General features: G+C 37.6%; 14 protein-coding genes. 6 read left to right on the top strand and 8 right to left on the bottom strand.

Translation table 11 applies throughout. The features are described 5' to 3' along the window. Positions 1 to 2 precede the first annotated feature (2 nt). The 7 genes from LNQ34_RS18075 to LNQ34_RS18045 form a co-directional block, all read right to left on the bottom strand. Positions 3 to 3,575, bottom strand: coding sequence for a DUF6443 domain-containing protein (locus tag LNQ34_RS18075; RefSeq protein ID WP_230000732.1), 3,573 nt, complete (start codon positions 3,573 to 3,575; stop codon positions 3 to 5). 33 nt (positions 3,576 to 3,608) lie between these two features. Continuing rightward, positions 3,609 to 8,126: a DUF5977 domain-containing protein gene (locus tag LNQ34_RS18070; protein WP_230000731.1), complete on the bottom strand. Its 4,518-nt coding sequence runs from the start codon at positions 8,124 to 8,126 to the stop codon at positions 3,609 to 3,611. A 34-nt stretch (positions 8,127 to 8,160) separates the two neighbouring features. After that, positions 8,161 to 9,825 (bottom strand): T9SS type A sorting domain-containing protein, encoded by a 1,665-nt coding sequence (locus tag LNQ34_RS18065; protein WP_230000730.1) that lies wholly within the window; start codon positions 9,823 to 9,825, stop codon positions 8,161 to 8,163. A 383-nt stretch (positions 9,826 to 10,208) separates the two neighbouring features. Then, complete coding sequence (metQ, locus tag LNQ34_RS18060; RefSeq protein WP_230000729.1) at positions 10,209 to 11,027, bottom strand: methionine ABC transporter substrate-binding lipoprotein MetQ; 819 nt, start codon at positions 11,025 to 11,027, stop codon at positions 10,209 to 10,211. A gap of 51 nt (positions 11,028 to 11,078) precedes the next feature. Then, positions 11,079 to 11,732: a methionine ABC transporter permease MetI gene (gene metI, locus LNQ34_RS18055; RefSeq protein ID WP_230000728.1), complete on the bottom strand. Its 654-nt coding sequence runs from the start codon at positions 11,730 to 11,732 to the stop codon at positions 11,079 to 11,081. Next, a complete protein-coding gene (metN, locus tag LNQ34_RS18050) occupies positions 11,725 to 12,756 on the bottom strand; it encodes a methionine ABC transporter ATP-binding protein MetN (protein ID WP_202702793.1) in 1,032 nt (343 codons plus the stop codon). The genes metI and metN overlap by 8 nt, the downstream gene beginning before the upstream one ends. A gap of 495 nt (positions 12,757 to 13,251) precedes the next feature. Further along, complete coding sequence (locus LNQ34_RS18045) at positions 13,252 to 14,478, bottom strand: PQQ-dependent sugar dehydrogenase (protein ID WP_230000727.1); 1,227 nt, start codon at positions 14,476 to 14,478, stop codon at positions 13,252 to 13,254. A 297-nt stretch (positions 14,479 to 14,775) separates the two neighbouring features. On the opposite strand from LNQ34_RS18045, the gene LNQ34_RS18040 reads away from it, so the two are divergent. The 6 genes from LNQ34_RS18040 (at position 14,776) to LNQ34_RS18015 (ending at position 22,735) form a co-directional block, all read left to right on the top strand. Beyond that, positions 14,776 to 15,441, top strand: a complete 666-nt coding sequence (locus LNQ34_RS18040; protein WP_089077545.1) for a FadR/GntR family transcriptional regulator — start codon at positions 14,776 to 14,778, stop codon at positions 15,439 to 15,441. A gap of 43 nt (positions 15,442 to 15,484) precedes the next feature. Beyond that, complete coding sequence (locus LNQ34_RS18035; RefSeq protein WP_230000726.1) at positions 15,485 to 16,720, top strand: MFS transporter; 1,236 nt, start codon at positions 15,485 to 15,487, stop codon at positions 16,718 to 16,720. 521 nt (positions 16,721 to 17,241) lie between these two features. Further along, on the top strand, positions 17,242 to 18,735 hold the full coding sequence (locus tag LNQ34_RS18030) for an ankyrin repeat domain-containing protein (RefSeq protein WP_230000725.1): 1,494 nt from the start codon (positions 17,242 to 17,244) through the stop codon (positions 18,733 to 18,735). A gap of 124 nt (positions 18,736 to 18,859) precedes the next feature. Then, positions 18,860 to 19,339, top strand: coding sequence for a DUF2271 domain-containing protein (locus tag LNQ34_RS18025; protein WP_230000724.1), 480 nt, complete (start codon positions 18,860 to 18,862; stop codon positions 19,337 to 19,339). A gap of 143 nt (positions 19,340 to 19,482) precedes the next feature. After that, positions 19,483 to 21,675 carry a PepSY domain-containing protein gene (locus LNQ34_RS18020; protein ID WP_230000723.1) on the top strand — a complete coding sequence of 731 codons (2,193 nt, stop codon included), beginning with the start codon at positions 19,483 to 19,485 and terminating at the stop codon, positions 21,673 to 21,675. 46 nt (positions 21,676 to 21,721) lie between these two features. Beyond that, the gene (locus LNQ34_RS18015) at positions 21,722 to 22,735 is read left to right on the top strand and encodes an FAD:protein FMN transferase (protein ID WP_230000722.1); all 1,014 of its coding nucleotides are present in this window, start codon (positions 21,722 to 21,724) and stop codon (positions 22,733 to 22,735) included. Between the two features lie 387 nt (positions 22,736 to 23,122). On the opposite strand, the gene LNQ34_RS18010 is transcribed toward LNQ34_RS18015, so the two are convergent. Continuing rightward, positions 23,123 to 24,253, bottom strand: coding sequence for an FAD-dependent oxidoreductase (locus LNQ34_RS18010; RefSeq protein WP_230000721.1), 1,131 nt, complete (start codon positions 24,251 to 24,253; stop codon positions 23,123 to 23,125). Between the last annotated feature and the right edge of the window lie 13 nt (positions 24,254 to 24,266).

The following is a 24,266-nucleotide window of genomic DNA, read 5'->3' as shown; positions in this document are numbered from 1 at the left end:
ATTTAAAATTTAAAAGGATTAAACATTTCTGGCCATGGTGATGTTGTTGCAGGTGCTTTGTTCGTTTGGGGCGTAGGCGGTTCTACTCCATTTAGGTATAAATACATACCTCTTGCTATATCATAGCCCATCAAATTTGAGTTAGTATTTATTCTATCTCTCATGTTTTTATTTGCAATACCTCCTAATTCCAATAAAACAGATGCTTTTCCGGAGAATCTTTGGACTATACCTAAATTTCTAACATCCTCTTTAATGCCATCAGCGTCTCCTAATCCAAATGTGTAACTACTTGCTATTTTCATAGCTAATGATTTAGATTCTAAATTATCTTTATCATAGATAGCAAAAAGACCATCTTTACCACCTGAATCTATATGAATACTAACCATTATAATTGAACCATGATTTTTAGCTGCTTTTAATCTCCAAGCAATTTTTTTTTGTCCTGATTTATCTATGTCCCCTGTTCTAGTACTTTGATTATCTATACCCCATTCATTTAACCAACTATTGACGGATTGTTCAACTTTTAAGGCATAATCTTTTTCATATTCAGAACCATCTATTGTACCAGGGTCAACACAACAGCCAGTTTTATCACCATGACCTGCATCTGTTGTCGTTTTCTTTTTTGGGTCTTCATTATTAAAAGTATAAGTATAAACATTGCCATCATCAGGCGTCAAATCCCAAAGTTTTTTAACTAAATCTGATATTTGACTATCTGCTCCACTTGGGTCTTTCCAAAATACAGGGTTATTATTAAATGCACTATATGGTGATTCTGTATGATGTGTAACGGGGTCAATTACTGTCCACCTACCTATAGCTGGGTCATATTGACGAATATCCATTGCGTACATGTTAAGTCCTAGTTCATCTTGGAGTTCTTTCCCGTTGTACTTATACTTATTACTAGCAGCTACATAATCATTATACCCCTTGTGTTTCAATCCAAAAGGATAATAATTATTCTCGTCAATAATAGTAAGAACTTGGGTTGCCGGATTTTTAGTATAACTCAATCGTATGTTACCTAAGTGATCTTTGTATTGATAGATATATTTATAAGAACTTCCTGAAGGCTCTACATAACCTTCAGCAGTTGGGAAAAACTTCAGAACTCCGGTATATCCTCTTCCTGCCCTTGTGCATTTGTTGGCCATACTTTCATATTGAAATCCTCCTAAATAGTCTGTAATGGTAGTGATACAAGTGCCTTTATTAACCGTTTTACTTAGTTTTACGCCATTGGCATTGTAAATGTACTCAATATTTCCGGTGGTCGCAAAGGTAATTTTTAGAGGTAAATTCAAGTGGTTGTAAGTGATAGAAGTAATGTTTTTGTTTTTATCGGTAATCATATTTCCATTGGCATCATAGGTAAAATCATCCCCGATTTTATTAGCATCTATAAAACCCTCGTTGTCATTTCCGGCAGTACCGTCGGTTACTCTGGTCAGTTGATTGGAGTTTTCATTTAAATAATCATAAGTCAAATCATCTGTTTGAAAAACAATAGACGGTGCATCACTGGTTCCATATCGCTGCAAAGATTTAATGTTTCCGTTTTTATCATAACTCAAACTTTCGTTATAGGCCCCTGAAATCGGAATAGCATCATTGGGTTTACTGTAAATTGCACTGGTTAAACGATTCAGATTGTCGTACTGATACCCATAGGAACGCTTGGTAAGATCGGTGTTGGTCTTCCAATAGGTTTCTGAAATATTTCCGTTGTACAAAGCCTGAACCTGTGAATTACCCGGCTGTTTGTCGTAATTAATCTTAAAGGCAAACAAATCCACCGGGTCCGTATCTTGCTGTAGGTTCTCCACATTGTTGATTCCGGTAAGCCAGCCTCTAATGTTGTACCTATAATGTACTTTCTGCAAAGGGCTTGCTGTGTTGTTCCCTACATTTTTAACGATCAATTGTCCTAAGTCATCATAAGTGTTATCTGCCAAAAGTTCTACTGTTCCGCCATTGATTTGGTGGGTGTGCGTCAGCAAACGATCCTGCGGCGAATAGGTGTATTCTTCTCTTATGATGAGCTCGGTATCTCCTGAGGTACGTTTGTGTTTGGTGATGGTATAGAGTGACTTTCCAATAAAATCTAGTTTGCTGTCGGTATTGGTATAACCGCTTAAATAATTCTGAGTTCGAGTACTCACTGCTCTGGCTTTTCGATCGTAAAAGGTAGTGGTGGTTTCTCCTGATGTTTCTGAGGCAGTGGTTAAGGCTCTTGTCCAGTTTCCGGTTACCAGACCTTTGGCATTGTCTAAAACGGTCTGATCTTCAATAGTTGTAGGCTTAACAGCTGCATTAGGATAATTATAATTGTCGTAATAGGTAACGGTTAAAAGTTTAAATTTCGTTGGAGCAATGTTATTGCTGTAGTATACCGGTATATCGTCTATGGTTCCTGAACTTTGTTTCGTTTCAAATAAAACGGCAGCGGTATTTTGGGCATCCTGTAATGCCTTTCTGGTAGCTGAATTTGAGGTTTGACTGCTCCAGCCCGTATAAACAGGTCTGCTAAAGGCGTCGTATTTGGTAATGAGCCAGCCTTCGGCAGTTTCATCTTTAAAAGGTGAAAAAGCCGGTCCTGTGGCTACGGGACGATCGAGTTTGTCGTACACTATAAACTCCCATTGTTTTCCGGGCAGTTTTTTCTCGACCAGACGATTGCGGTAGTCGTATTTGTACTGGTAACACAATCCGTTTAGAATCTCGTCATTAACTGCACCCGATACTTTTGGGGGCAATACATAGGTCAGATTCCCATAAATATCGTAAACGTAGTACGTATCATGTGGATTGCCTGAATTGTAGGTTCTTTTTAAGATAACCTGCCCTTCGGTATTTTTAAATTCTACCGTCGAACCGGCACTTTCGCTTGGGGTTGCAGTTGTATTTTCATCGTGCGTAATCGTTTTATAGAGTCTTCCTTCCGCATAGGTTCCTGCATCAGTAAAACTAATGTCGTACAATCCTAAACCTGCGTCCCAAGTAGTATTGGCTTTGTAGAGTTTTACCGCATCCACATCGGTATTGGCCTGGTAATCGATTTTAATTTCATGGCCTTTGCCCATTTCCCACGAAGCTCCCGGAGCAGCTTGTTTTAAAACGCGGTTCAATGGTGATGGTTCAAATGCTTTTTGAGAGAAAGGATTTGAGGTATTATCGTATTCCGATTTACCATAAAAGATGGTTGCTGCACTTATAGCTGTTTTCGGGTCGATCATGGGGTAACTGTTGCTTCCATTGGCCACTGCATACGGCAGGTATTCTTTGACTTGCCGGCCAAAGTCATCATACTCCATAGGGGTTACAATGTCTTTGTCTCCTGTTCCCTGACCGATGGCAATGGTTTGTATCGGACGGCCTAATCCGTCAAAATAGGTTACAGTCTGACTCATTTCGTCCTTGGTCAGCGTACTTAGATTTGCTGCTTTAACCGGTTTTTTAGGACTTAGGGTGTATATAAAGTTGCCATTGCTTAAAGTTTGAGCTTTGATACTCTCACTTATAAAGAATAGTAAAATTACTCCTGCTATATATATTTTCATAAGAGTCATTATTTTATCAATTAATAACAGAATTTACCAACATTTCCCTTTACGGAAATCTTTTCCAAACGCATTGATATCTTTTTGAGCTTTTGCATCTGCATCTTCTTGTGAAATTGTAGAGGAATATTGCCCGGCAGGAACAGTATATGTAGTATTACTTTTTTCGGGACACTTACTCAGTACAAACATTCTGCTTTTAGCTTTATTATAAAAAGTACAAATACTTGTCGCATTAGCTTTTGCTTGTCCATTTACATTAAATAAAGCTAATGCCTGCCAATCTGCATCAGCCTGAGAAATAGTTGATGTTTTTGAACCTGCCGGAAGTGTATAACTTACGACCTGCCCAACACCTTCAACAGGACAATTATTTTTAGTAAATGTACCGGTCTTGCTTACACTAGAAAAGGTACAAGTTCCAATAGCATTAGCATAAATCTGTCCGTTTGCATTAAATAATACTGTTGCCTGTGCATTTGCATCAGCCTGAGAAACTGTCGATGTTTTCGCCCCTGCCCACAGCGTATAATTAACGACCTGTGGCACACCTCCTCCAAAGCAACTATTTTTAGTAAATGTACCCGTTAAACTTGCACTTGAAAAGATACAGGAACCAATAGCGTTAGCATTTACCTGCCCGTTTGTATTAAATAAGGTTGCTGCTTGGGAATCTGCATCGGCTTGGGAAACAGTCGATGTTTTTGAACCTGCCGGAAGCGTATAACTAACTACCTGTCCAACACCTCCTGCAACGCAATTGTTTTTGGTAAAATTTCCTGTTATGCTAACGTTAGAAAAAGTACAAGTTCCATTTGTATTTGCAAAGTTTTGTCCTTCAGCATTAAATTTAGTTAATCCCTTACTGTCGGCTTCCGCCTGTGAAGAATTAGAAAAGGCTGCGCCATACGGCTGACTATAGACAATACTTGAACCTGCTCCTCCTGTCGCGCAGTTATTCTTAGTAATAGATCGGTTTATTGCGGCACTGTAAAAAGTGCAGGTCCCATTTGCATTGGCATAGGCTTGCCCATCAGTATTAAATTTATTTAAACCATTGCTGTCCGCATCAGCCTGCGAAATCGTAGACGTATACGCCCCAACCGCCTGACTGTAACTCACCATTTGACCTGTTCCTCCTGCAGCACAATTATTTCTGGTAAACGATCCGTTTCTGGCTGCACTTTTATAGAAATACTCGCTGGCCGAAGTATTATCGCTGCAATCCGTTTGCTGACCTTTATAATTGTAGCAATATTTTTGAACTACATTTAGATCCTGATCTTTTACAAATTTCAATCTGCCAAAGGAATCATATTCATAATAAGAAGATACTCCTTTCGGATCTATTATACTTGTAACACCAAGCAGTGGATTGTAAGTATAAGTGGTAATAAAACTATTTGGAAAAGAATTTCTTAAAGCATTCAAAGCCTCTCTCAATAACTGTTCCCTACAATCATCTGACATGCAATTATCAGTATCTGCATTTGAAAGCTCCTGTAAATTTATTATAGTTCCTGCCGGGATCGAACTATAAGATACATTTTCAATTTTGGCAATAGGTTGTGTTTTATTATATCCCCAGATTATAGACACCGGTACTCCTGATTCAGGTGTATATTGCAAAATGTTTCCCTTATCATCATACTGATCGTAAGTAATTTTCTTTTCAAGATTACCTATATTAGGAATATTAAGGAGTTCATTTGTAAACTTAGCTGCATATATCGCTTTTAGAAGCAATAAATTACTAGTTGACGTACTTTTATCATAAACTGTTTTATCCTTAGAAAAAAGTGTTCCTCTCCTATATTTCTCAATAGCTATCGATATACCGATTCTGTTCGCTGTTTTTAACTCGGCCATAAAAGGCTCGTTTAATAAATCATCAGGATAGTAATATTTCTTTTCTAACTCTTTCTCTTCATTTAAGTTTAAAATACTTTCTGATGTTAACTGTAGATGGGTATTATTAGCATAATCGTATAAGGTTGTTACTGACACAGGATTTTGCCCCTTAATGTCAAATGAGGATACTATTTTCTTTGATAAATAACTAAATCTGCTTGTAATCGAATATTGGTTTATTACGTACAGTACGAAATTTTTAGCGCTATAATAAGGTATTCCTACAAAATTATTTTTACTGTATTCTAACTCGGGTTTAGCATCATAAAAATATTGTTCAACTGATATATTTTTTACCAAGCTATTTTCTTTTTTAAAGATTCTTTTCTTTCTAAGTTTCCCATTTAAATGAGAATTAGAATAGTTAACATTTCTAATAATTTCCTGACATAACATTAACGGTTCAATGTCACTATGAACATCAAAAATATTCTCAATACCTCCATTTTCGAAATGATCCCCACCCCAGCTCTCTACTACAGAACTATATCCTATTGTTGTTCCGTCAAATGAAATAAGGGTTTTTTTTGGACTGGAAGTTACAGTGAAGGTTCTAACAAAATCTCTAGTGGATATATCTCCTGTATATTGTCCCAAATCAATTAAATCAACATCCGAAACATCTATATTCTCCGTTATATAAGGATCAATTGTCGCAAATGACCCCGAAGATGTTTCCAAATTATTCAAAGTGCCATAATAATATCTTTTTACATTCGCAGATCCATTATTATCATAATCAGTAGTACGCATAACTCGTACTCCGGCCATCGAAGTTTCTTTATTTTCCCAATGGGGTTCCATCCCAGTTGGAAAGAACTTAATAGACGCATTACCAAAAGAGCACTTTGAAGCTTTCACCGTAATTTTATACCAACCTGCTTCAAGGCATACTTCTTTATTTATAACCCTTTCCTGAGTATTATCGAACGAATACAAAATAGCATCTGTAGACGCATCGAGAATTTTAACAACAACTTTCTGCCCTGTTACATGGTGTGGCGCTGCAAAATAATTTTCACAGAGTCCTTCTTCATCACCTATTCCAACATTACCAGAAATAGCAACAACCTGCCTTTTACCAATTTGGAAGGGAATCGAAACACCTGTTGTACTATCCATACAATCAACCGTAACAGTTGAAACATTTTTCCCTTTCACAAAAACATTTGCAACAAGTTTATTTGATTCATACTCCAAAACTGTCTTTCCTTTAGTTGGGTAATAAATAGATTTCAACATCCCACAGTAGGTATGTAAATCATTAGGAGCTCTCAATGAACCAATACTTTTATAAGCAGTAAATAATGGAGAAGAATAACACTCATTTCCGGGAACGGTACTGGTAGAGATATTGTTAAAAATAAGATCATTTACCCCATTACCTCCATTAAAATAACCATATAAATCTTTTGCAAATGAATGCCTTGCCGGAAGTTTTTCGGGCTGATAATAATCAAAGGAGTATTTAACAAATTCAGCTGATGAACTTTTTCCTTGTTCTCGCACTTCTTTCAGAAATATTAATTTCTGATCAACATTGGTATACCCATTAGCACCAATATTGGATGGTGTTATTTGATCGTAATTAAAATCGATTTTTTTAATTAGAGAATTTGCTAAATTGATAGTGTCATTATAAACCTTAATAGAAATCAGTTGTTTTGAATTATGACTCTGAAATTCCGCAGGCGGATTTTTATAATCATAATCAAAAATTATTTTCTTATTATTAATTTTTATCTCTTTTAATAATGATGTTTTATGATATTGTTTGTTCTTATACGTCTGAGTTCTTGGTTGGGAAATACCACTCATATAACCTGTACTACGTATATTCTGTTGAGTTGATACTGCTTTTTGAAAATAAGAGCTGTAAAATCTCATCCATTCTTGAGAATAAGAAAAAACTACTGGTGATACTCCACCTGGCTTTTGAATTTTAGTAAGATACCAGGCGGTGTTATATTGTACTGGGGGGACAGGGCCTGAGACTCCTTCGTTTCTGCTGAGTGACTCTTCAACAGCATTCGTTCCTCCAAAAGTATAGACAGTTCCATCAACGTCTATGACAGTAAAAAAACCACCTTCGTAAACAATTTTAATTTTACTCTGTTCAATTTGGATTGTATTTCTTCTATCATCTGCAAATATAAATTTGACAGACAACCCAAATGCATTCAGACTAAAAACATCTTTCTCCGTATCAACCTGATTTGCTCCCGCTATATTCCTAGCGGTATCATTTGGAATGCAATCAATCAATGAGGCATCAACATTATAAAAAGCTATTTCATCATCCGGCTGATCCACTACACTTCTAGTAATTACTCCAGTAGCTATTAAATTCCAATCTATACCAAGCTGTCTGGGAATTGCATCTACCTGAACGCCATTTGAATTATAAGACATCGACAGAGGAATTGTATTTCCACCTTCTTTAAGTGTATATAATTCTAAATTTACTGAAGGTGAACCTGTAAAAAGTCCAACAGGAACATTACCATAATTCCCTAAATCAGCAGTTGCAGGATATGGAGGTGTAATTTGTGGTTGTCTATCAGCATCATTTTGCGCTACTGTTTTCGAAATACTTAATAATAAAACGAAAATCAAAAAAGGAATGAAGGATTTTTTCATTTGCATATCTTATTGATTTTTTTGATTATTTAATTTATCGTACACTTTTAATCACTTTTACAGATTCTGTTTTCACATCTGTTCTGACTTTGATGATGTAGATTCCCTCAGGGTATCGGCTTAGATTAACGGGAACGGTTCTGCTGTTGAGGTCAAATTCCTGTAAGGTGCGTCCGGCGATGTCGATCAGTGTGGCGGTACCCTCTTTAAAATCATAACCAATGATGATGTTGGTATAGCTTGAAGCAGAATTAGGAATGACTTCGATGCTGGATTTTACCTTTTCTACTTTGGTTTTGTCTTTGAGTTTTACTACCCAAAAATCATTGCCTCCCATACTGCCATTTTTATCTCTTGAGGAAGCCGAATTTGAGGTTCCTGCCATCAGATATCCTCCGTCTCGGGTTTCGATTAACTTCCTGAGGATATCTTCACCGGCACTGCCTACGGTTTTGTTCCAGATTTCTTCGCCTTTATCGTCTATTTTCATCGCGATATAGTCGTTAATACCTTCTTTTTCTTTACTGACAGTGTTAAGTGCTTTGGCTACGATCCCTTCACGCGGACGCCTGCTTTCGCTTTGCGCATAACCGCCTATGAGGTAACTTTGATCTTGGTTTTCTACCAATGAGGTCAGGATGTCTGTTTTTCCAAAATCATAGGTTTTACTCCATACCACACCTCCGTCTTTATCGAGTTTCAGGATCCAGTAATCGGTCCCGTTGCCTACTATGCCGCCCAGTGTGGTCAAAGCATTTTTGCTGTTGGAGTTTCCGCCCGCAATATAACCGCCATCGGCAGTCTGATGAATGACATAAGGCTGATCGTCTCCTTCGGCTCCATAGGTCTTCTGCCATTGAATTTCGCCGGTATCCGTTATTTTGATAATCCAGTAATCACCGACTCCTTTGTTATTTTCTGTTTTATCCCCTGAAACAGGAGAATTAGAATAACCTGCCAAAATATAGCCATTGTCTGTGGTTTGTTCCATGCTTCTCAGTACATCGGTATATGCTCCTCCGTAGGTCTTTTGCCATTCAACATCGCCCTGTTGGTCCAGTTTAACAATCCAGTAGTCCATGTTACCACGGCATTTCTCTAATTTATTAAACTGAGCCGCTTTTGTGGTGGGCTTAGAAATTCTGTTTGTTCCGGTAAGTCCATTACCTGAATAATCGGAACTGGATGAACCTCCTAACATATAACCTCCGTCTTTGGTTTGAAAAGCACATAAGAGTTCATCCTTCCCTGTACCTCCAATAGTTCTTTGCCATTGTTCACTACCCGATGCATCCAATTTGATGACCCAAAAATCAGTAATGCCTTTGCAACTATCTTTCTTTTGAAAGCCAACTCCTGAGTCAGAAGTCCCAGCCAGAATGAAACCGCCGTCTCTGGTGTTTTTAATGCTCTGAAGCAAATCACAGCCGCTTCCGCCAATGCTTTTTTGCCAGACCAGTTCTCCTTTTTCACCCATTTTCCAGATCCAGTAATCCAGATCCCCATGATTATCATCGTCTTTATTTCCGGTTTTGTTAGATAAGGAACTACCTGCCAGGATAAAACCATAATCGGCTGTGGGCTGCGCGTCAAACAAATAATCGGCATGCTGCCCTCCGTATGATTTTTCCCAGAGAATGTCCTGAGAATAGGCAAAGAAGGATAAAATTAACATAGGTAACAGATAGCATTTTTTCATAAGGCTTTTCGTTTTAATCTTGTGGTTAATTAAATGGCTGGATCAAATCAAACAGTTAATTTCTATACCTCAAAAAGTATCTTTATTCTTGTTAATTCATTAATTAAAATTAAAACAATAAAATAATCAAACACAAACAAAATCAACAACTGGAAGCATTAATGAAATAAATAAGCTTAATTATGTAACACTTGGTAGTATTACAAAAAAGCCTACTAAACAAACCCAAAATCTTAAAGCAATGGAAAAACAGATTTCACCACGTCGATTTTAGCCAAAAAAAATGCGCAACGATTAAAAAATCATTGCGCATTATAAAACTGCAAGGTTTTACCAGATTAAAAAAAAATTATCCGACCTACTTAATATTTCTAGAAAAACTTTTACCAGCCCTTTACCGCTCCGCCTTTAAATTCACGAACCGCAGCTTGTTCTACTTCTGCTGACTGAAAAGCTGCTACAAACTGTTTTATTTTTTCTTCTTTTTTGTTGTCATCACGGCTCACGATTAAGTTAACGTAAGGCGAATCTTTGTCCTCTACAAACAGGGCATCACGAGCCGGAACCAGTCCTGCCTGTGAAGCAAAAGTATTATTGATAATCGCAATTGCAACATTCTGATCGTCTAAAGCACGTGGCAATTGCGGCGCTTCTAATTCTAATATTTTAAGATTCTTAGGGTTTTCCACTATATCCGTTACTTTAGGTAATAAACCAACATTTGGGCGAAGTTTCAGTACACCGTTTTTCTCTAAAAGCAACAAAGAACGCCCTCCGTTTGTCGGGTCATTTGGAATAATGATTGTGCTTTCGTTTTTCAATTCCGAAAGGTTTTTGATCTTTTTAGAATAAGCGGCAATTGGATAAATAAAGGTTTTGGCAATAATCGCCAGTTTGTATCCGCGCTGTTTCGATTGCTCGTCTAAATAAGGTTTGTGTTGAAAAGCATTCACATCAATATCACCTTGACTCAACGCTTCGTTTGGAATCACATAATCGTTAAAAGAAACCAATTCTACTTCAAGACCGTATTTGTCTTTGGCCACTTTTTGAGCTGCCTGAGCCACCACATATTCCGGACCGGCAGCAACACCAACTTTAATATGGTGCGGATCGTTACTTTTACTTTTTCCGCAATTGGACACCACAATTGACAGTGCCACAATTCCTGCAAATTTTAAAAAATTTAGTTTATTATTCATCCTTCTACTATTTATAATTTTAACTCTTTCTTCTTTACTCTCAATTAAACGTTATCTAAGATCAAATCGTTTAGACAATGCATCACCTGCAAACTGAATCAGGAATACCAGAACAACCAGTAAAGCCAATACCGAGTTCATCGTTACAGCATCATAACCGATATAGCCGTACTGATACCCCACCTGTCCTAAACCACCTGCTCCAACTGCTCCACCCATAGCAGAATATCCCACAAGTGTGATTAAAGTAATGGAAGCGGCATTGATTAAAGATGGTAAAGCTTCCGGAAGCAACACTTTAAATACGATTTGCAAAGGTGTTGCCCCCAATGCACGTGCTGCCTCGATTAGCCCTGACGGAAGTCCCAAAAGACTATTCTCTACCAATCTTGCAATAAAAGGAGCTGCCCCAATACTTAACGGGACTAATGCTGCACTTACACCAATAGAAGTTCCTACCAGCGCTCGTGTAAATGGAATCATCCATACAATTAAGATGATAAACGGAATCGAACGAAAAACGTTCACCAAAACCGATAAAAACCGATTCAAAACCGGCTGTTCTAAAATTTGATTTTTTCGGGTCAGAAAAAGCAAAACACCTGTTGGTAGTCCAAGCAGAAAACCAAAAAAACCAGAGACAAAAGTCATCACTATGGTTTCCCAAGTACCTTTTAATAATAATTCAATAATGGATTCAGACATAACCTATGATTTCTGTTTTAATATGTTTTGAAATAAAATACTGGATTGCAGCGTCATAATTTTCACGTTTACCTGACAATTCGATCAGCATCACACCAAAATTAACTTCTCCTGCCTGATCCATTTGCGCGCTTACAATCTTAAAATTGGTATCAAACAAACGCGAAACCTCCGAAATAACAGGCTCGTTAACCGATTTACCCGTCATTTCAAGTCTCAAGAGCGGGTTCAGTCCTTCACCATCTTCCTTTCGCAGCCTTTCCTGATAGATCTGTGGAACATCAAGATGCAAAGACGAAGCAATAAATTCTTTGGTCAGTTCGTGTTTCGGATCAGCAAAAATTTCTCCAACACTTCCCTGCTCTATTAATTTTCCGTGACTGATTACCGCTACTTCATCACAGATCGATTTCACGACTTCCATTTGGTGCGTAATTAGAAGAACGGTAATGTTCAAACGACGGTTAATGTCTTTCAGTAAATTTAAAATCGATCTTGTAGTCGCAGGATCCAGTGCACTTGTAGCCTCATCACATAAAAGTACTTTGGGATTATTGGCCAGCGTACGTGCAATGGCAACCCTTTGTTTTTGACCGCCCGAAAGACTTGCCGGATAATCACTTGCCTTTTCTTTCAAACCTACCAATTCCAATAATTCTAAAACACGACTTTTGATTTCAGCTTTAGAAGCTCCCACAAGCTCCAGAGGAAAGGCAACATTTTCAAAAACCGTGCGTGATGAAAGTAAATTAAAGTGCTGAAAAATCATTCCAATTTGTCTTCTCTCTACCGCCAGTTGGGCATTAGACAATTGCATTAATGCTTTTCCGTCTACAATAATTTCTCCCGAAGTGGGTCTTTCCAACAAATTCACACATCGAATTAAGGTACTTTTTCCTGCTCCCGATGTTCCTATTACACCAAAAATTTTCCCGGGTGGAACCCTAAGCGATACATCCGATAAGGCAGAAACTATTCGGTCCTTCTGATGGAAATTCTTAGTGACATTTTTTAATTCAATCATTCCGTAATTCAAGTTTAAAAACAAAAAAGCCTCTCAAAAAATCATGAAAGGCTTCTTAAATAAATACTATTATTTTATAGGTAAGCCAGATCAATTAACCTCATAACAGGGCCGCAGCACATCATCATGTTGCTGTTACAATAGCTTCTATTCTGGTTCTTTTTTCTCATTGATGCGGCAAATTTAATGAGTTATTTTTAATTTCAAGACAAAAACGAACAAAACTTTTATTAACCTATCAAAATAATAGACTAAAAGCATGTTGCGCGTCTCAAAACCATTATGATCAAACGGACAATGTCATCAACAATCTTAAATTAAAAATTAAAAGTCAAAAATTAAAAATCTGCAATCGCTAATCTAAAATCTAACAATCTAAAAATCCAACAATCTAAAAATCCAACAATCTAAAAATCTAAAAAAAACACTTTTATACCAACAAAAAATGGCGCCTCTCAGCACCATTTTTTTATCCTAATTTTCAAAACTCAAATCTCACTTTTTATCAATCTTATACAATCTGCCGCCATCCGTAACCGCATATAAAGCCCCGTCATTTCCTTGAGTAATATCTCTGAAGCGTTGATTCTCTGACACCAAAAGCCTCTCTTCACCCACAACTTTATTATTATCTATAGCAAGACGCACGATATGCATTCCGCTTAAAGCCCCAATAAAAAGATTGTTCTGCCATTCCGGAACGCGATTACCGCTATAAAACGTCATACCACTAGGCGAGACTACCGGATCCCAGTAATAAACCGGCTGTTCCATACCATCCTGCTGTTGAATTCCCGCGCCTATTTTTTCTCCGCTGTATTCAATTCCGTAAGTAATGGTAGGCCATCCGTAATTTGTACCAGCCTTTAAGCGATTGATTTCATCTCCTCCTCGTGGTCCATGTTCCGAAAGCCAAACTTCACCACTAACCGGGTGAAGCGCCAATCCCTGAGGATTTCTGTGTCCGTAAGTATACAATTCAGGCAATGCTCCTGCCTGACTAAAAGTTGGATTTCCTGGTGCCGGCTGACCTTCTTTTGTAATTCTTACCACCTTACCAAGACCTGATGTAATCGATTGTGCCAAAGGCCTTGTTTCTAAAACCGAACGTTCTCCGGTGCTAACTACCAAATTACCTGTCTTATCAAACAAAATACGTCCGCCATAATGAAGGGTGCTGGCATTGGCAGGCTTTGCTCTGTAGATAATCGTCGCTCCTTCTATTGTTTTCTCATTAGCCGATAATTTTCCCTTGGCCACTGCCGTGTTATTTCCTCCGCCAGTAGCTTCTGAAAATACCCAATAAATCATTCTGTTTGATGCAAACTCAGGATCCAGACATAAGCCCAACAGACCCCCCTGCCCTCCTGCATTTACAGCAGGAATACCGGTAATTGGATCACTTATCACTCCCGCAGTTGTAACGATGCGCATAGTACCTCCCTTTTGTGTGACTAACAAACGGCCATCTGGAAGACTTTTAACTCCCCAAGGGCTTGTAAGCGCACTTGTAATAACCTTAGCTTCAAATGCCGTATTGGTCTGTACACCATTGGTACGAGTTTGCCCTACAAAAGCAGGTTTATAAGTCGTATTCGCAGGATTACCTTCTACAGGATTTGTAATCGTACCGGGATTAGATGGCGTTTCTTTGTCATTTGAACAGCTCAGAAAAGTAAAGAATACGCCCGAAAGAAGCACAATGTGTTTTAGATTTTTCATACATAGTAGATTTAGTTAAAAAATGATATTTGGGTATCAACATCAAATTTCTGTAATTTAAATTGAAAAACTTTATATAATTCACCCGAAAAGTTATACAATTTTATTGTTAAGAGATTCAAATTAAAACGAAACCATATCTAAACATAACAAACTGAAAAGCAACCAACAACCCATAAAATCGCCCCAATTCCCTATCATCAGCTCACCAATTAAATCATAAAAAAGACTTAATAATGGTTGATTCTACAATTATTCTTTTATTTTTGCGATCATCAGATGATGTGAATACTACGCATGAAAACACTAATCCAAAAAAAATCACTTGCAGAAGAAGTTGCCTCCAAAATACAGGAGCAAATCACCTTGGGTCATTATAAAATTAATGAAAAACTACCCATTGAAGCTGAGTTGATGAAAAGTTTTGGTGTGGGTCGTTCGTCTATACGTGAGGCGATGAAATTGCTTGCTAACTCAGGTTTTTTACGTATACAACAAGGTGTAGGTACTTTTGTAGAGCGATTAACCAGTACACGCGAACCAATGGATCAGCGTATCATGCGCGCCAATGTTCAGGACCTGGACGAAGTTCGACAAATACTCGAAATGAAAATTGCTGAAAAAGCTGCAATCAACAGAACTGATGACGATATCGTTGCCATGAAAGAGCATTTACTCAACAGAATGATCGCTGCCAAAGAAGGAAATCTGGAAGAATGTGTAGAAGCTGATATACAATTTCATATTGCGATTGCAAAAGCTTCAAAAAATGAAATTCTGGCTGATCTTTACAAATCTGCTTCCGTACATCTTAAAAAAGGATTCCTGCATCTTTATGGGGATACGAAAATATTCCAGGAAACATCAGCCGTACACCAACAACTATTAGAAAATATTATTGCACAGGATCCTAAAAAAGCCTGGAATACTGTCGCAAAAATTATAGGACATATCAATTACTAATTTTTTATCCATATTCATCAGATGATCTGATCTAATATTACTTATGAAAACAGAAACTACTTTTACCAATACCCTAACAGACTCTAAGCAATTAGCGCAGCAAACCGTTTTCTCCATTTTGTTCACGATCAGTTTTACGCATTTCATTAATGATATGTTACAAGCTGTAATTCCGGCCGTTTACCCCATTTTAAAAACTAAATTTAGTTTGAGTTTTACTGAAGTCGGACTTATTACCCTGACCTATCAGCTAACAGCCTCAATCCTACAGCCTTTCATTGGTTTTTATACCGATAAAAAGCCGCGTCCGTATTCGCTGGCAATAGGTATGGGCTTTACCCTCGTGGGTCTTGCGGCAGTTGCGGTCGCTTCCAGCTTTGTCAATATTTTACTTGCGGTAAGTTTAATTGGTATTGGTTCGTCTATATTTCACCCCGAATCGTCAAGGGTTGCCCATCTGGCTTCAGGAGGAAAAAGAGGTCTGGCCCAATCTATTTTTCAACTGGGAGGAAATGCCGGAAGTGCTATCGGACCATTATTAGCAGCGATAATTGTTGTTCCTTACGGACAGTTTAACATTATATGGTTCTGCTTGGCCGCTATTGTTGGCATTGTAATACTTTCAGGTATTGCCAGATGGTATCAGGAACATTTGAATCTGAAGGCAAAAAACAAATCGGCTATTTCTGAAGAAAGACACCACACCCTTTCTAAGCAAAAAGTAATAATTTCTTTGGGAATTTTACTGGTTCTGATCTTTTCAAAGTACTTCTACATGGCCAGCATGACCAGTTATTATACTTTTTATCTGATTGATAAGTTTCATTTATCAGTTCAGGAATCACAAATTTATCTTTTCGCTTTTCTGGGTGCAGTAGCAGCCGGAACGTTGTTTGGTGGCGCATTAGGTGATCGTTTTGGACGAAAGTATATTATTTGGGTTTCTATTTTAGGCGTTGCTCCGTTTACACTATTATTACCTTACGTTTCGCTTTTCTGGACCGGAATTTTATCGGTAATTATTGGATTGATCATATCCTCTGCCTTCTCCGCAATTTTGGTTTACGCTACTGAATTAGTTCCCGGAAAAGTAGGTCTGATTGCAGGTCTTTTCTTTGGTTTAGCCTTTGGTATGGGAGGATTAGGGTCTGCCGTACTGGGAAAACTTGCCGACACTACCAGCATCGAATATGTCTTTAAAATTTGTGCTTTCTTACCTTTAATTGGTGTTCTGACCAGTTTCTTGCCAAACATCGAAGGAAAAAAAGGAAAACAATAATCACCTAACAAAACCGGTAAAATGTAAACTGAGACTGCAAACTGAGACCGCAAACTGAGACTGCAAACTGAGACTGCAAACTGAGACTGCAAACTGAGACTGCAAACTGAGACTGCAAACTGAGACTGCAAACTGAGACTGCAAACTGAGACTGCAAACTGAGACTGTAAACTGAGACTGCAAACTGAGACTGCAAACTGAGACTGCAAACTGAGACTGTAAACTGAGACTGTAAACTGAGACTGTAAACTGAGACTGCAAACTGAGACTGCAAACTGAGACCGCAAACTGAGACTGCAAACTGAGACTGCAAACTGTGGCTTTTACTTTTCTGAACATTTCGGTCTTTAATCCTTAAAAAAAGATTAAAATTGGAGTTTCTTCAGCAAATACATTGATTTACTAATATTAATTTTTACATTTGCGTTATTTTTAACTATTCTAAATAGATTGTGTTTCTCAAGCTATTTCAGTAGTGTACCAAAACTAACTCATTTTAAAAAAATAGTAAATCTTACAATATGAAAAAGAATTTCTTTCTCTCTTTTGCATTAGCCGCCTCTTTTTTTGTTAGTGCTCAGCAAAAAAACATATTATTAGAACAGTCTTTTTGGAAAACAGCACCGGATGTAAATGCCGTTAAAGCTGAAATTGCAAAAGGAAATAGTCCGACAGTACCCAATGCTAATGCTTTTGATGCGACTGTTGTTGCGATTAACAATGATGCTCCTATCGCTTCTATAAAATTCTTATTGGACCAGCCCGGTAATACCACGGCTAAATTAACTCACGACAATCGTATTTACCTGCATTGGGCAGCTTACCGAGGAAATCTTGAACTGGTTAATTACCTTATTGCAAAAGGTTCTGACATTAATCTGGAAGACAGCCACGGTACTACTCCAATCGCTTTTGCTGCTTCAAACGGTCAAACCAATACTGCTTTGTACGATGCTTTTTTCAAAGCCGGAATTGATCCAAAGAAAAAATATGCCGATGGTGCCAATTTGTTACTAATGGCTGTAGCCTCTGACAAAGACCTTGTTTTGACGGATTATTTAGTATCAAAAGGATTGTCTTTAAAGGATGTTGATGCTAACGGAAGTACTGCTTTCGATTATGCAGCAAGAACAGGAAATATTACTCTTCTAAAAAAACTTTTAGACCGAAAAGTAAAACCAACTGACAATGCGCTTCTAATCGCAGCACAAGGTTCACGTAGAGAAACCAATACTCTTGAAACTTACAAATATTTAGTGGAAGAAGTAAAATTAAAAGCTATTGCGACCAGTAAGTCCGGAGAAAATGTACTTCACTTATTGGCAAACAAACCCAACCAGGGAGAGATCATTGCTTACTTTTTGGCCAAAGGTGTTGATGCTAACAAAATCGACAAAGACGGAAATACACCATTAATGATTGCTGCAGGAGCAAGAGAAACTGCTGCATTAGATAAATTATTACCGGTTACCAAAAACATCAATCTGCAAAACGCCAAAGGTGAATCGGCATTGACTTTCTCAGTAAGATCAGGAGCACCGGAAGCAGTTGCTACTTTATTGAGCAAAGGTGCTGATGTAAATGTAAAAGACAAAGACGGAAACAATTTGGGAGTATATTTGGTACAATCTTACCGTCCGATGGGCCGTGAAGCCAATGCTGCTCAAGATCCATTCGAAGCAAAAATAAAATTACTTCAGGAAAAAGGACTAAACTTAGCAGCTGTACAAAAAGACGGAAGTTCACTGTACCATTCTGCCATTGCTAAAAATGACCTGACTCTGGTAAAAAAATTAGCTCCTTTAAACATTGACGTTAATGCTAAAAACAAGGATGGATTAACCGCTTTACACAAAGCAGCTATGGTTGCCAAAGACGACTCTATCTTAAAGTATCTTTTATCCATTGGTGCTAAAAAAGACATCAACACGGAATTTGACGAAAGTGCTTATGCTTTAGCAAAAGAAAACGAATCGTTAACCAAAAACAATGTTTCTATTGACTTTTTAAAGTAATAGCTAAAAACTGTATGTTTCATGTTTCTTGTTTCAAGTTTCATGTTTCATGTTTCATGTTTCAAGTTTCAAAAACCTGATAATCCAACAATCTAAAAATCTAAAGATCTAACAATCTAAAAAAATGAAATCAATATTTAAAATAGCCCTTACAGCAGCATTAATCTGCTTGATCTCTTTTCAGTCTGCAGCACAAAGCAAATACAAATGTATGCTTCAAATGGCTAATTATATGGGAGAAGGTGCTTACATCGTTGTTTCACTTATCAATCCAAAAGGAGAATACGAGAAAACACTTTACGTAATGGGTGACGACAAAAAATGGTACAAATCATTGAAAGAATGGAATAAATTTCAAACTTCAAAACCTACTGATATCAGTGCAAAAACAGGAGCTTCTGTTACAGGTGGAGACCGAAGTATCACCACCATTGAAATAGAAGATTCTAAAATAAATAAAGGATATAAACTAAGATTTGAATCGGCTGTAGAAGATCAAAAATATTACGTAAGTGATTTAGAAATTCCACTTACTACTCAAGGATTGGCAGACAAGACAGAAGGAAAAGGTTATATCAGATATGTGAGATTAAACAAAATTTAATTGTAGTAATCGTACGGTTCACTATTAAATTAATTTCTTTAAAAAGAACAGCCACAGATTCTACAAAGTTTCAACAAAATCAGATCCTTTTAATCTGTGGCAAAAAAAACGCTTACATTTGATTACATTATAGATTACATTCAATGACTCTTTCTTTTTGGCGTTACGCGCACCTGGCTCTTGCTTTATTCTCTTCTCTATTTTTAATCCTCGCTTCGGCAACAGGTACTATATTGGCTGTTGATGCGATGCAGGAAAAAACACTTCCGTACCGGGCTGAGAATTTTGATAAGATCACATTGGAAGAAGCCCTTACCGTACTCAAAAAGAATTATTCTGAAATCACTACCATAAGTATCGATCACAATCAATTTGTAACCCTACAGGCTATTGATGAAGAGGGCAATGACGTTAACGCTTATATTGATCCTAAAACCGGTAAAAAATTAGGAACACCCCTGAAAAAAAGTGAATTTATTCAATGGGTTACCGGATTCCATCGTTCTTTGTTTCTTCATGAAACGGGACGATTTTTTGTTGGTGTTATTTCCTTTTTACTCGTTTTAATTGCAATTTCGGGTTTTGCATTGGTTTTAAACCGACAAAGAGGCATTCGTAATTTTTTCGCTAAAGTAGTTAAAGAATATTTCGCACAATACTACCATGTTGTTCTGGGAAGACTGGCACTAATTCCGATTTTGATTATTGCACTTACGGGAACGTATTTATCTCTGGAAAAATTCAATTTCTTCATGGATAAAAAAGATCAGGAAAAAGTCAAAGTGGTCAAAGCTGTTATTTCCAAAGAAGAAAAAGAAACTTCTGTTTTCAAACATACCCTTTTGGCGGACGTCAAACAAATTGAATTTCCTTTTACAGATGATCCGGAAGAATATTATATCATAGAGTTAAAAGACCGTGAAATTGAAGTCAATCAGGTAACCGGTGCTATTGTTGGAAAAAAACTTTCTCCAATGACAGCCCAGTTTTCAGACTTAAGCCTTGATCTTCATACCGGAAGAGCCAACGGAATTTGGGCTTTTGTACTTGCTATTGCCAGCATTAACATCCTCTTTTTTATCTATTCGGGTTTTGCAATTACCTTAAAAAGAAGGTCTAGCCGAATCAAAAATAAATTCAAAGCCAATGAAAGTGAATTTATATTGCTTGTCGGTTCAGAAAATGGAAGTTCTTTACGATTTGCCAATGCTGTTCACAAACAATTGATCGATCAGGGCAAAAAAGCATTCATTACCGAATTGAACAGCTACACTGCTTTTTCAAAAGCAGAACATCTAATTGTCTTCTCCTCTACCCACGGATTAGGAGATGCACCTTCGAATGGAAATAAATTTATATCCCTTTTAAAGAAATACCCGCAACAGCAAAAAATCACTTATTCTGTAGTAGGATTCGGTTCAAATGCCTATCCTGATTTTTGCGGTTTTGCTTTCGAAATTGACAAACAGTTAGAAAATCAAAATTGGGCGGAACGTTTATTAGATGTTCAGACGATAAATGATAAATCGGCAGTTGAATTTGTGAACTGGATCAGACTGTGGAGTGCTAAGATGGAAATTCCATTGTCGACAACTCCTTCGCTTTACAATCATGTTCCCAAAGGATTGCAAAAATTAATGGTTCTGGACAAAACGCTTATTTCCGAAACCGAGCAGACTTTCCTGATCACCTTGCGCGCCAACATGAGGGCTAAATTTACTTCTGGTGACTTATTGGCTATTTATCCGGCTAACGACAGCAGGGAACGTCTCTACTCCATCGGAAGTCATTCCGGAAACATACAATTAGTAGTTAAACTACATCCACACGGATTGGGCTCAAGTTTTCTAAACGCTCTGGTTCCTGGAAACACAATCAAAGCCAGAATCATCAACAATAAAGCGTTCCATTTTCCTAAAAAAGTACCTCAGGCTGCCTTTATTTCAAACGGAACGGGTATTGCTCCTTTTCTTGGAATGATTGAGCAAAATAAAACCAGGACAGAAACACATTTATATTCAGGATTCCGAATGGAAACAGAAACGGTTTCAGGCTATAAAAAGTTTACTGCCGAAATGATTCAGAAACAAAAACTGCATAGTTTTCATCTGGCTCTGTCCCGCGAAAACGAGCATTTTTATGTGATGGATCTCATCAAACGTGATGCTGATTTCTTTATCAACTTGTTGCAAAAAGGCGGTGTTATTATGATCTGCGGTTCACTTGCCATGCAGCAGGATGTCGAAGCAATTCTCGACCAATTGTGTCTCGAAAGAAATGTCAGGAACCTTTCTGAATACAAGAAAAACGGTCAGCTTTTGAGCGATTGTTACTAATGAACTATTACACCTGATTTTCGTTTAAAATGTAAAATAAATTTCAATGTCAATCAAAAAATCAATTCTTACTCCTTACTTGTTTTTACTGCTAATACTAGGTGGTCTGACCAGTAATGCACAAGTTTTACGGAAAAGAACTACACTACTCATGGGAGGACGTTTTGACATTTCGATCGTTGCAAAAGACTCGCTCACCGCAGAACAAAATATCGGTGTTGTAATTGCTGAAATCACACGAATTGAAAACCTGATCTCCGACTGGAAATCTGATTCACAAGTATCTGAGGTCAATCAAAATGCGGGAATCCGTCCCGTAAAGGTAGATCGTGAAGTTTTTGAACTTACCCAAAGAGCATTACAATTTTCTGAAGCTACCAAAGGCGGTTTCGACATCAGTTTTGCCGCAATGGATCGAATCTGGAAATTTGACGGATCAATGACAGAAATGCCTTCTGCCGAGGCTATTAAAAAATCAGTAGAAAAAGTAGGTTACAAAAATATTATCCTCGACAGCGTTCAATCGACCGTATTCCTAAAACTCAAAGGAATGAAAATTGGATTTGGCGCTTTGGGAGAGGGTTACGCAACCGATAAATGCCGAAATGTAATGCTTGCAAAAGGTATTAAAGCCGGAATTGTAAACGGTTCAGGAGATATGACAGCCTGGGGAAGACAGCCCAACGGAAAAGACTGGAACATCGGCATGACGAATCCTTTTCATCCCGATGCTTTGTTTGCCGTTGTTCCGTTAAACAATGGTGCTGTGACCACCTCCGGAAGTTATGAAAAATTTGTTGTTTTCAACGGCAAGCGTTATTCTCATATCATCAACCCCGCAACCGGATATCCTGTTACGGGTTTGTGTAGTGTTTCTGTTTTTGGTCCAAACGCAGAAACTGCAAATGGGTTAAGTACTTCGCTTATGGTTTTGGGACAAAAATCGGGACTTCTTCTTTTAAAAAAATATCCCGACTATAGCTGTGTCATGATCACCGACAACGGAAAATTAGTCAAATCTGCAAACTTCAAAATCAAGAAATTCAAGGCTAAACTGTAATCTGTTGAAGATACTCTGCGAGTGTATTTTTTCACGCAGATTTTTGTTTCTCGCAAAGTCACGAAGACGCTAAGATCTTTCTCTTTAAAGACATCAAATACTCCAATGCAAAACTTTGCGCTTTTGCGCCTCTGCGAGAGTTTTATTTCACGCAGATTGCTTCGCCCGTTCGCTATCGCTCGGGTTAGCAGATAATGCAGATTTTTACCCCTTCAAAGCGCTAATATTGAAGCATTTTTTTAATAATTTCAGATTTCTTTCTTTTAATCTATAACCTTAAAAAAATTAGCCACGAATTCACAAATTTTTTAAGAATACAAATTAGAAAGAATTCGTGAATTCGTGGCTATTTATTACACGACACTTTATAAAAATAAAACCAGAAAATTACCTGTAAAATTTCAGGAAAGAAAAATCAGGACTTAGCATTGCTATTTCGTTAGTTGCCGTCTCGAGTTGTGCTTGTGTGGCATAAACAAACATCTTTTGTTCGTAATCGCTGATTGCTTCCTCTATCGTTTCAAATTCTCCATTGGTCAGATTATTCGATAAAATTAAAGCATCTAATAACCCAATATTGGCACCCTGGCCCGCAAATGGAGGCATAATATGTGCTGCATCTCCTATGAGTGTGATCGGCAGCGGACGCTCTTTTTTCCACTGATAATCTAGACTGATCTTCCTTGTTGGCCATAAAACAAAAGAAAAAGTAGCTTCAAGCAATTCTATATAACATTCATCCCATTCAGAAAACCGATTTAAAAGGTACTTTCGAATACCATCGGTACTCTCAAAAGTACCATCTTTCCTGATAAACTCCTTCGGACTTTTGAAAATGATATTATAACTCAATACTTTTCCATTCTTTGGATTCGCAACCAACAAGCCTTCTTTTCCAGAAGTCATAAGTATAGTGCCGTTACACCATTTATTGAACTTCCTGCAGGATGTTTCCGGACAAAGCACCTCGCCTTGTATCATCAATGTTCCGGTATATTCGACTGTAGCGGGTGTGATCAATTTTCTGGCTTTAGACATTCCTCCATTAGCTCCAATAACAAAATCGGCAATCGTATTTGTCCCGTTTTCAAACTCCAAAAACCATTTTCCGCTGTCGGCTTTAAGATTGGTAAACTTGCTGTTCCAGACTACAGTATCAATTTTCAAACTATTAAGCAATAACAATCTTAAATCGTTCCTGTTGATTTCGGGATTATCATAACGTTCTTCTTCGGTTATTGTTTTAGAAAATAACACATTTCCCTGGGGATCTGCTACTGTTCTTCCCATGGGTAGTGCCTTATCCAAATACCCCTCTAATAAACCTGCTTGTTTTAAAGCTTCTTGTCCCGAACCTTTGTGAAGATCAAGTGTTCCACCTGAAATTCTGGTTTGGGCATTTAAATCTCTTTCATAAACGGTAACATTGACTCCGTTTTGCTGTAATAATTTTGCCATAGTAAGACCAACTGGTCCTGCACCAATAATGGCTACTTTTTGATCTTTTAATAACATCATTTTATCTTCTAAA

This window comes from Flavobacterium lipolyticum, from assembly GCF_020905335.1.
Classification (GTDB): domain Bacteria; phylum Bacteroidota; class Bacteroidia; order Flavobacteriales; family Flavobacteriaceae; genus Flavobacterium; species Flavobacterium lipolyticum.
The sequence above is the reverse complement of the archived record's forward strand: the minus strand, read 5'-3'. Positions and strand labels throughout refer to the sequence as shown.

Excerpts from the sequence above, each read along its gene's own strand:
- LNQ34_RS18025 (WP_230000724.1), top strand. The coding sequence starts at position 18,860 with ATGAAATCAATATTTAAAATAGCCCTTACAGCAGCATTAATCTGCTTG.
- LNQ34_RS18010 (WP_230000721.1), bottom strand. The coding sequence starts at position 24,253 with ATGATGTTATTAAAAGATCAAAAAGTAGCCATTATTGGTGCAGGACCA.
- LNQ34_RS18015 (WP_230000722.1), top strand. The coding sequence starts at position 21,722 with ATGTCAATCAAAAAATCAATTCTTACTCCTTACTTGTTTTTACTGCTA.
- LNQ34_RS18020 (WP_230000723.1), top strand. The coding sequence starts at position 19,483 with ATGACTCTTTCTTTTTGGCGTTACGCGCACCTGGCTCTTGCTTTATTC.
- LNQ34_RS18035 (WP_230000726.1), top strand. The coding sequence starts at position 15,485 with ATGAAAACAGAAACTACTTTTACCAATACCCTAACAGACTCTAAGCAA.
- LNQ34_RS18075 (WP_230000732.1), bottom strand. The coding sequence starts at position 3,575 with ATGAAAATATATATAGCAGGAGTAATTTTACTATTCTTTATAAGTGAG.
- LNQ34_RS18065 (WP_230000730.1), bottom strand. The coding sequence starts at position 9,825 with ATGAAAAAATGCTATCTGTTACCTATGTTAATTTTATCCTTCTTTGCC.
- metI (WP_230000728.1), bottom strand. The coding sequence starts at position 11,732 with ATGTCTGAATCCATTATTGAATTATTATTAAAAGGTACTTGGGAAACC.
- metQ (WP_230000729.1), bottom strand. The coding sequence starts at position 11,027 with ATGAATAATAAACTAAATTTTTTAAAATTTGCAGGAATTGTGGCACTG.
- LNQ34_RS18045 (WP_230000727.1), bottom strand. The coding sequence starts at position 14,478 with ATGAAAAATCTAAAACACATTGTGCTTCTTTCGGGCGTATTCTTTACT.
- LNQ34_RS18070 (WP_230000731.1), bottom strand. The coding sequence starts at position 8,126 with ATGAAAAAATCCTTCATTCCTTTTTTGATTTTCGTTTTATTATTAAGT.
- LNQ34_RS18030 (WP_230000725.1), top strand. The coding sequence starts at position 17,242 with ATGAAAAAGAATTTCTTTCTCTCTTTTGCATTAGCCGCCTCTTTTTTT.
- metN (WP_202702793.1), bottom strand. The coding sequence starts at position 12,756 with ATGATTGAATTAAAAAATGTCACTAAGAATTTCCATCAGAAGGACCGA.
- LNQ34_RS18040 (WP_089077545.1), top strand. The coding sequence starts at position 14,776 with ATGAAAACACTAATCCAAAAAAAATCACTTGCAGAAGAAGTTGCCTCC.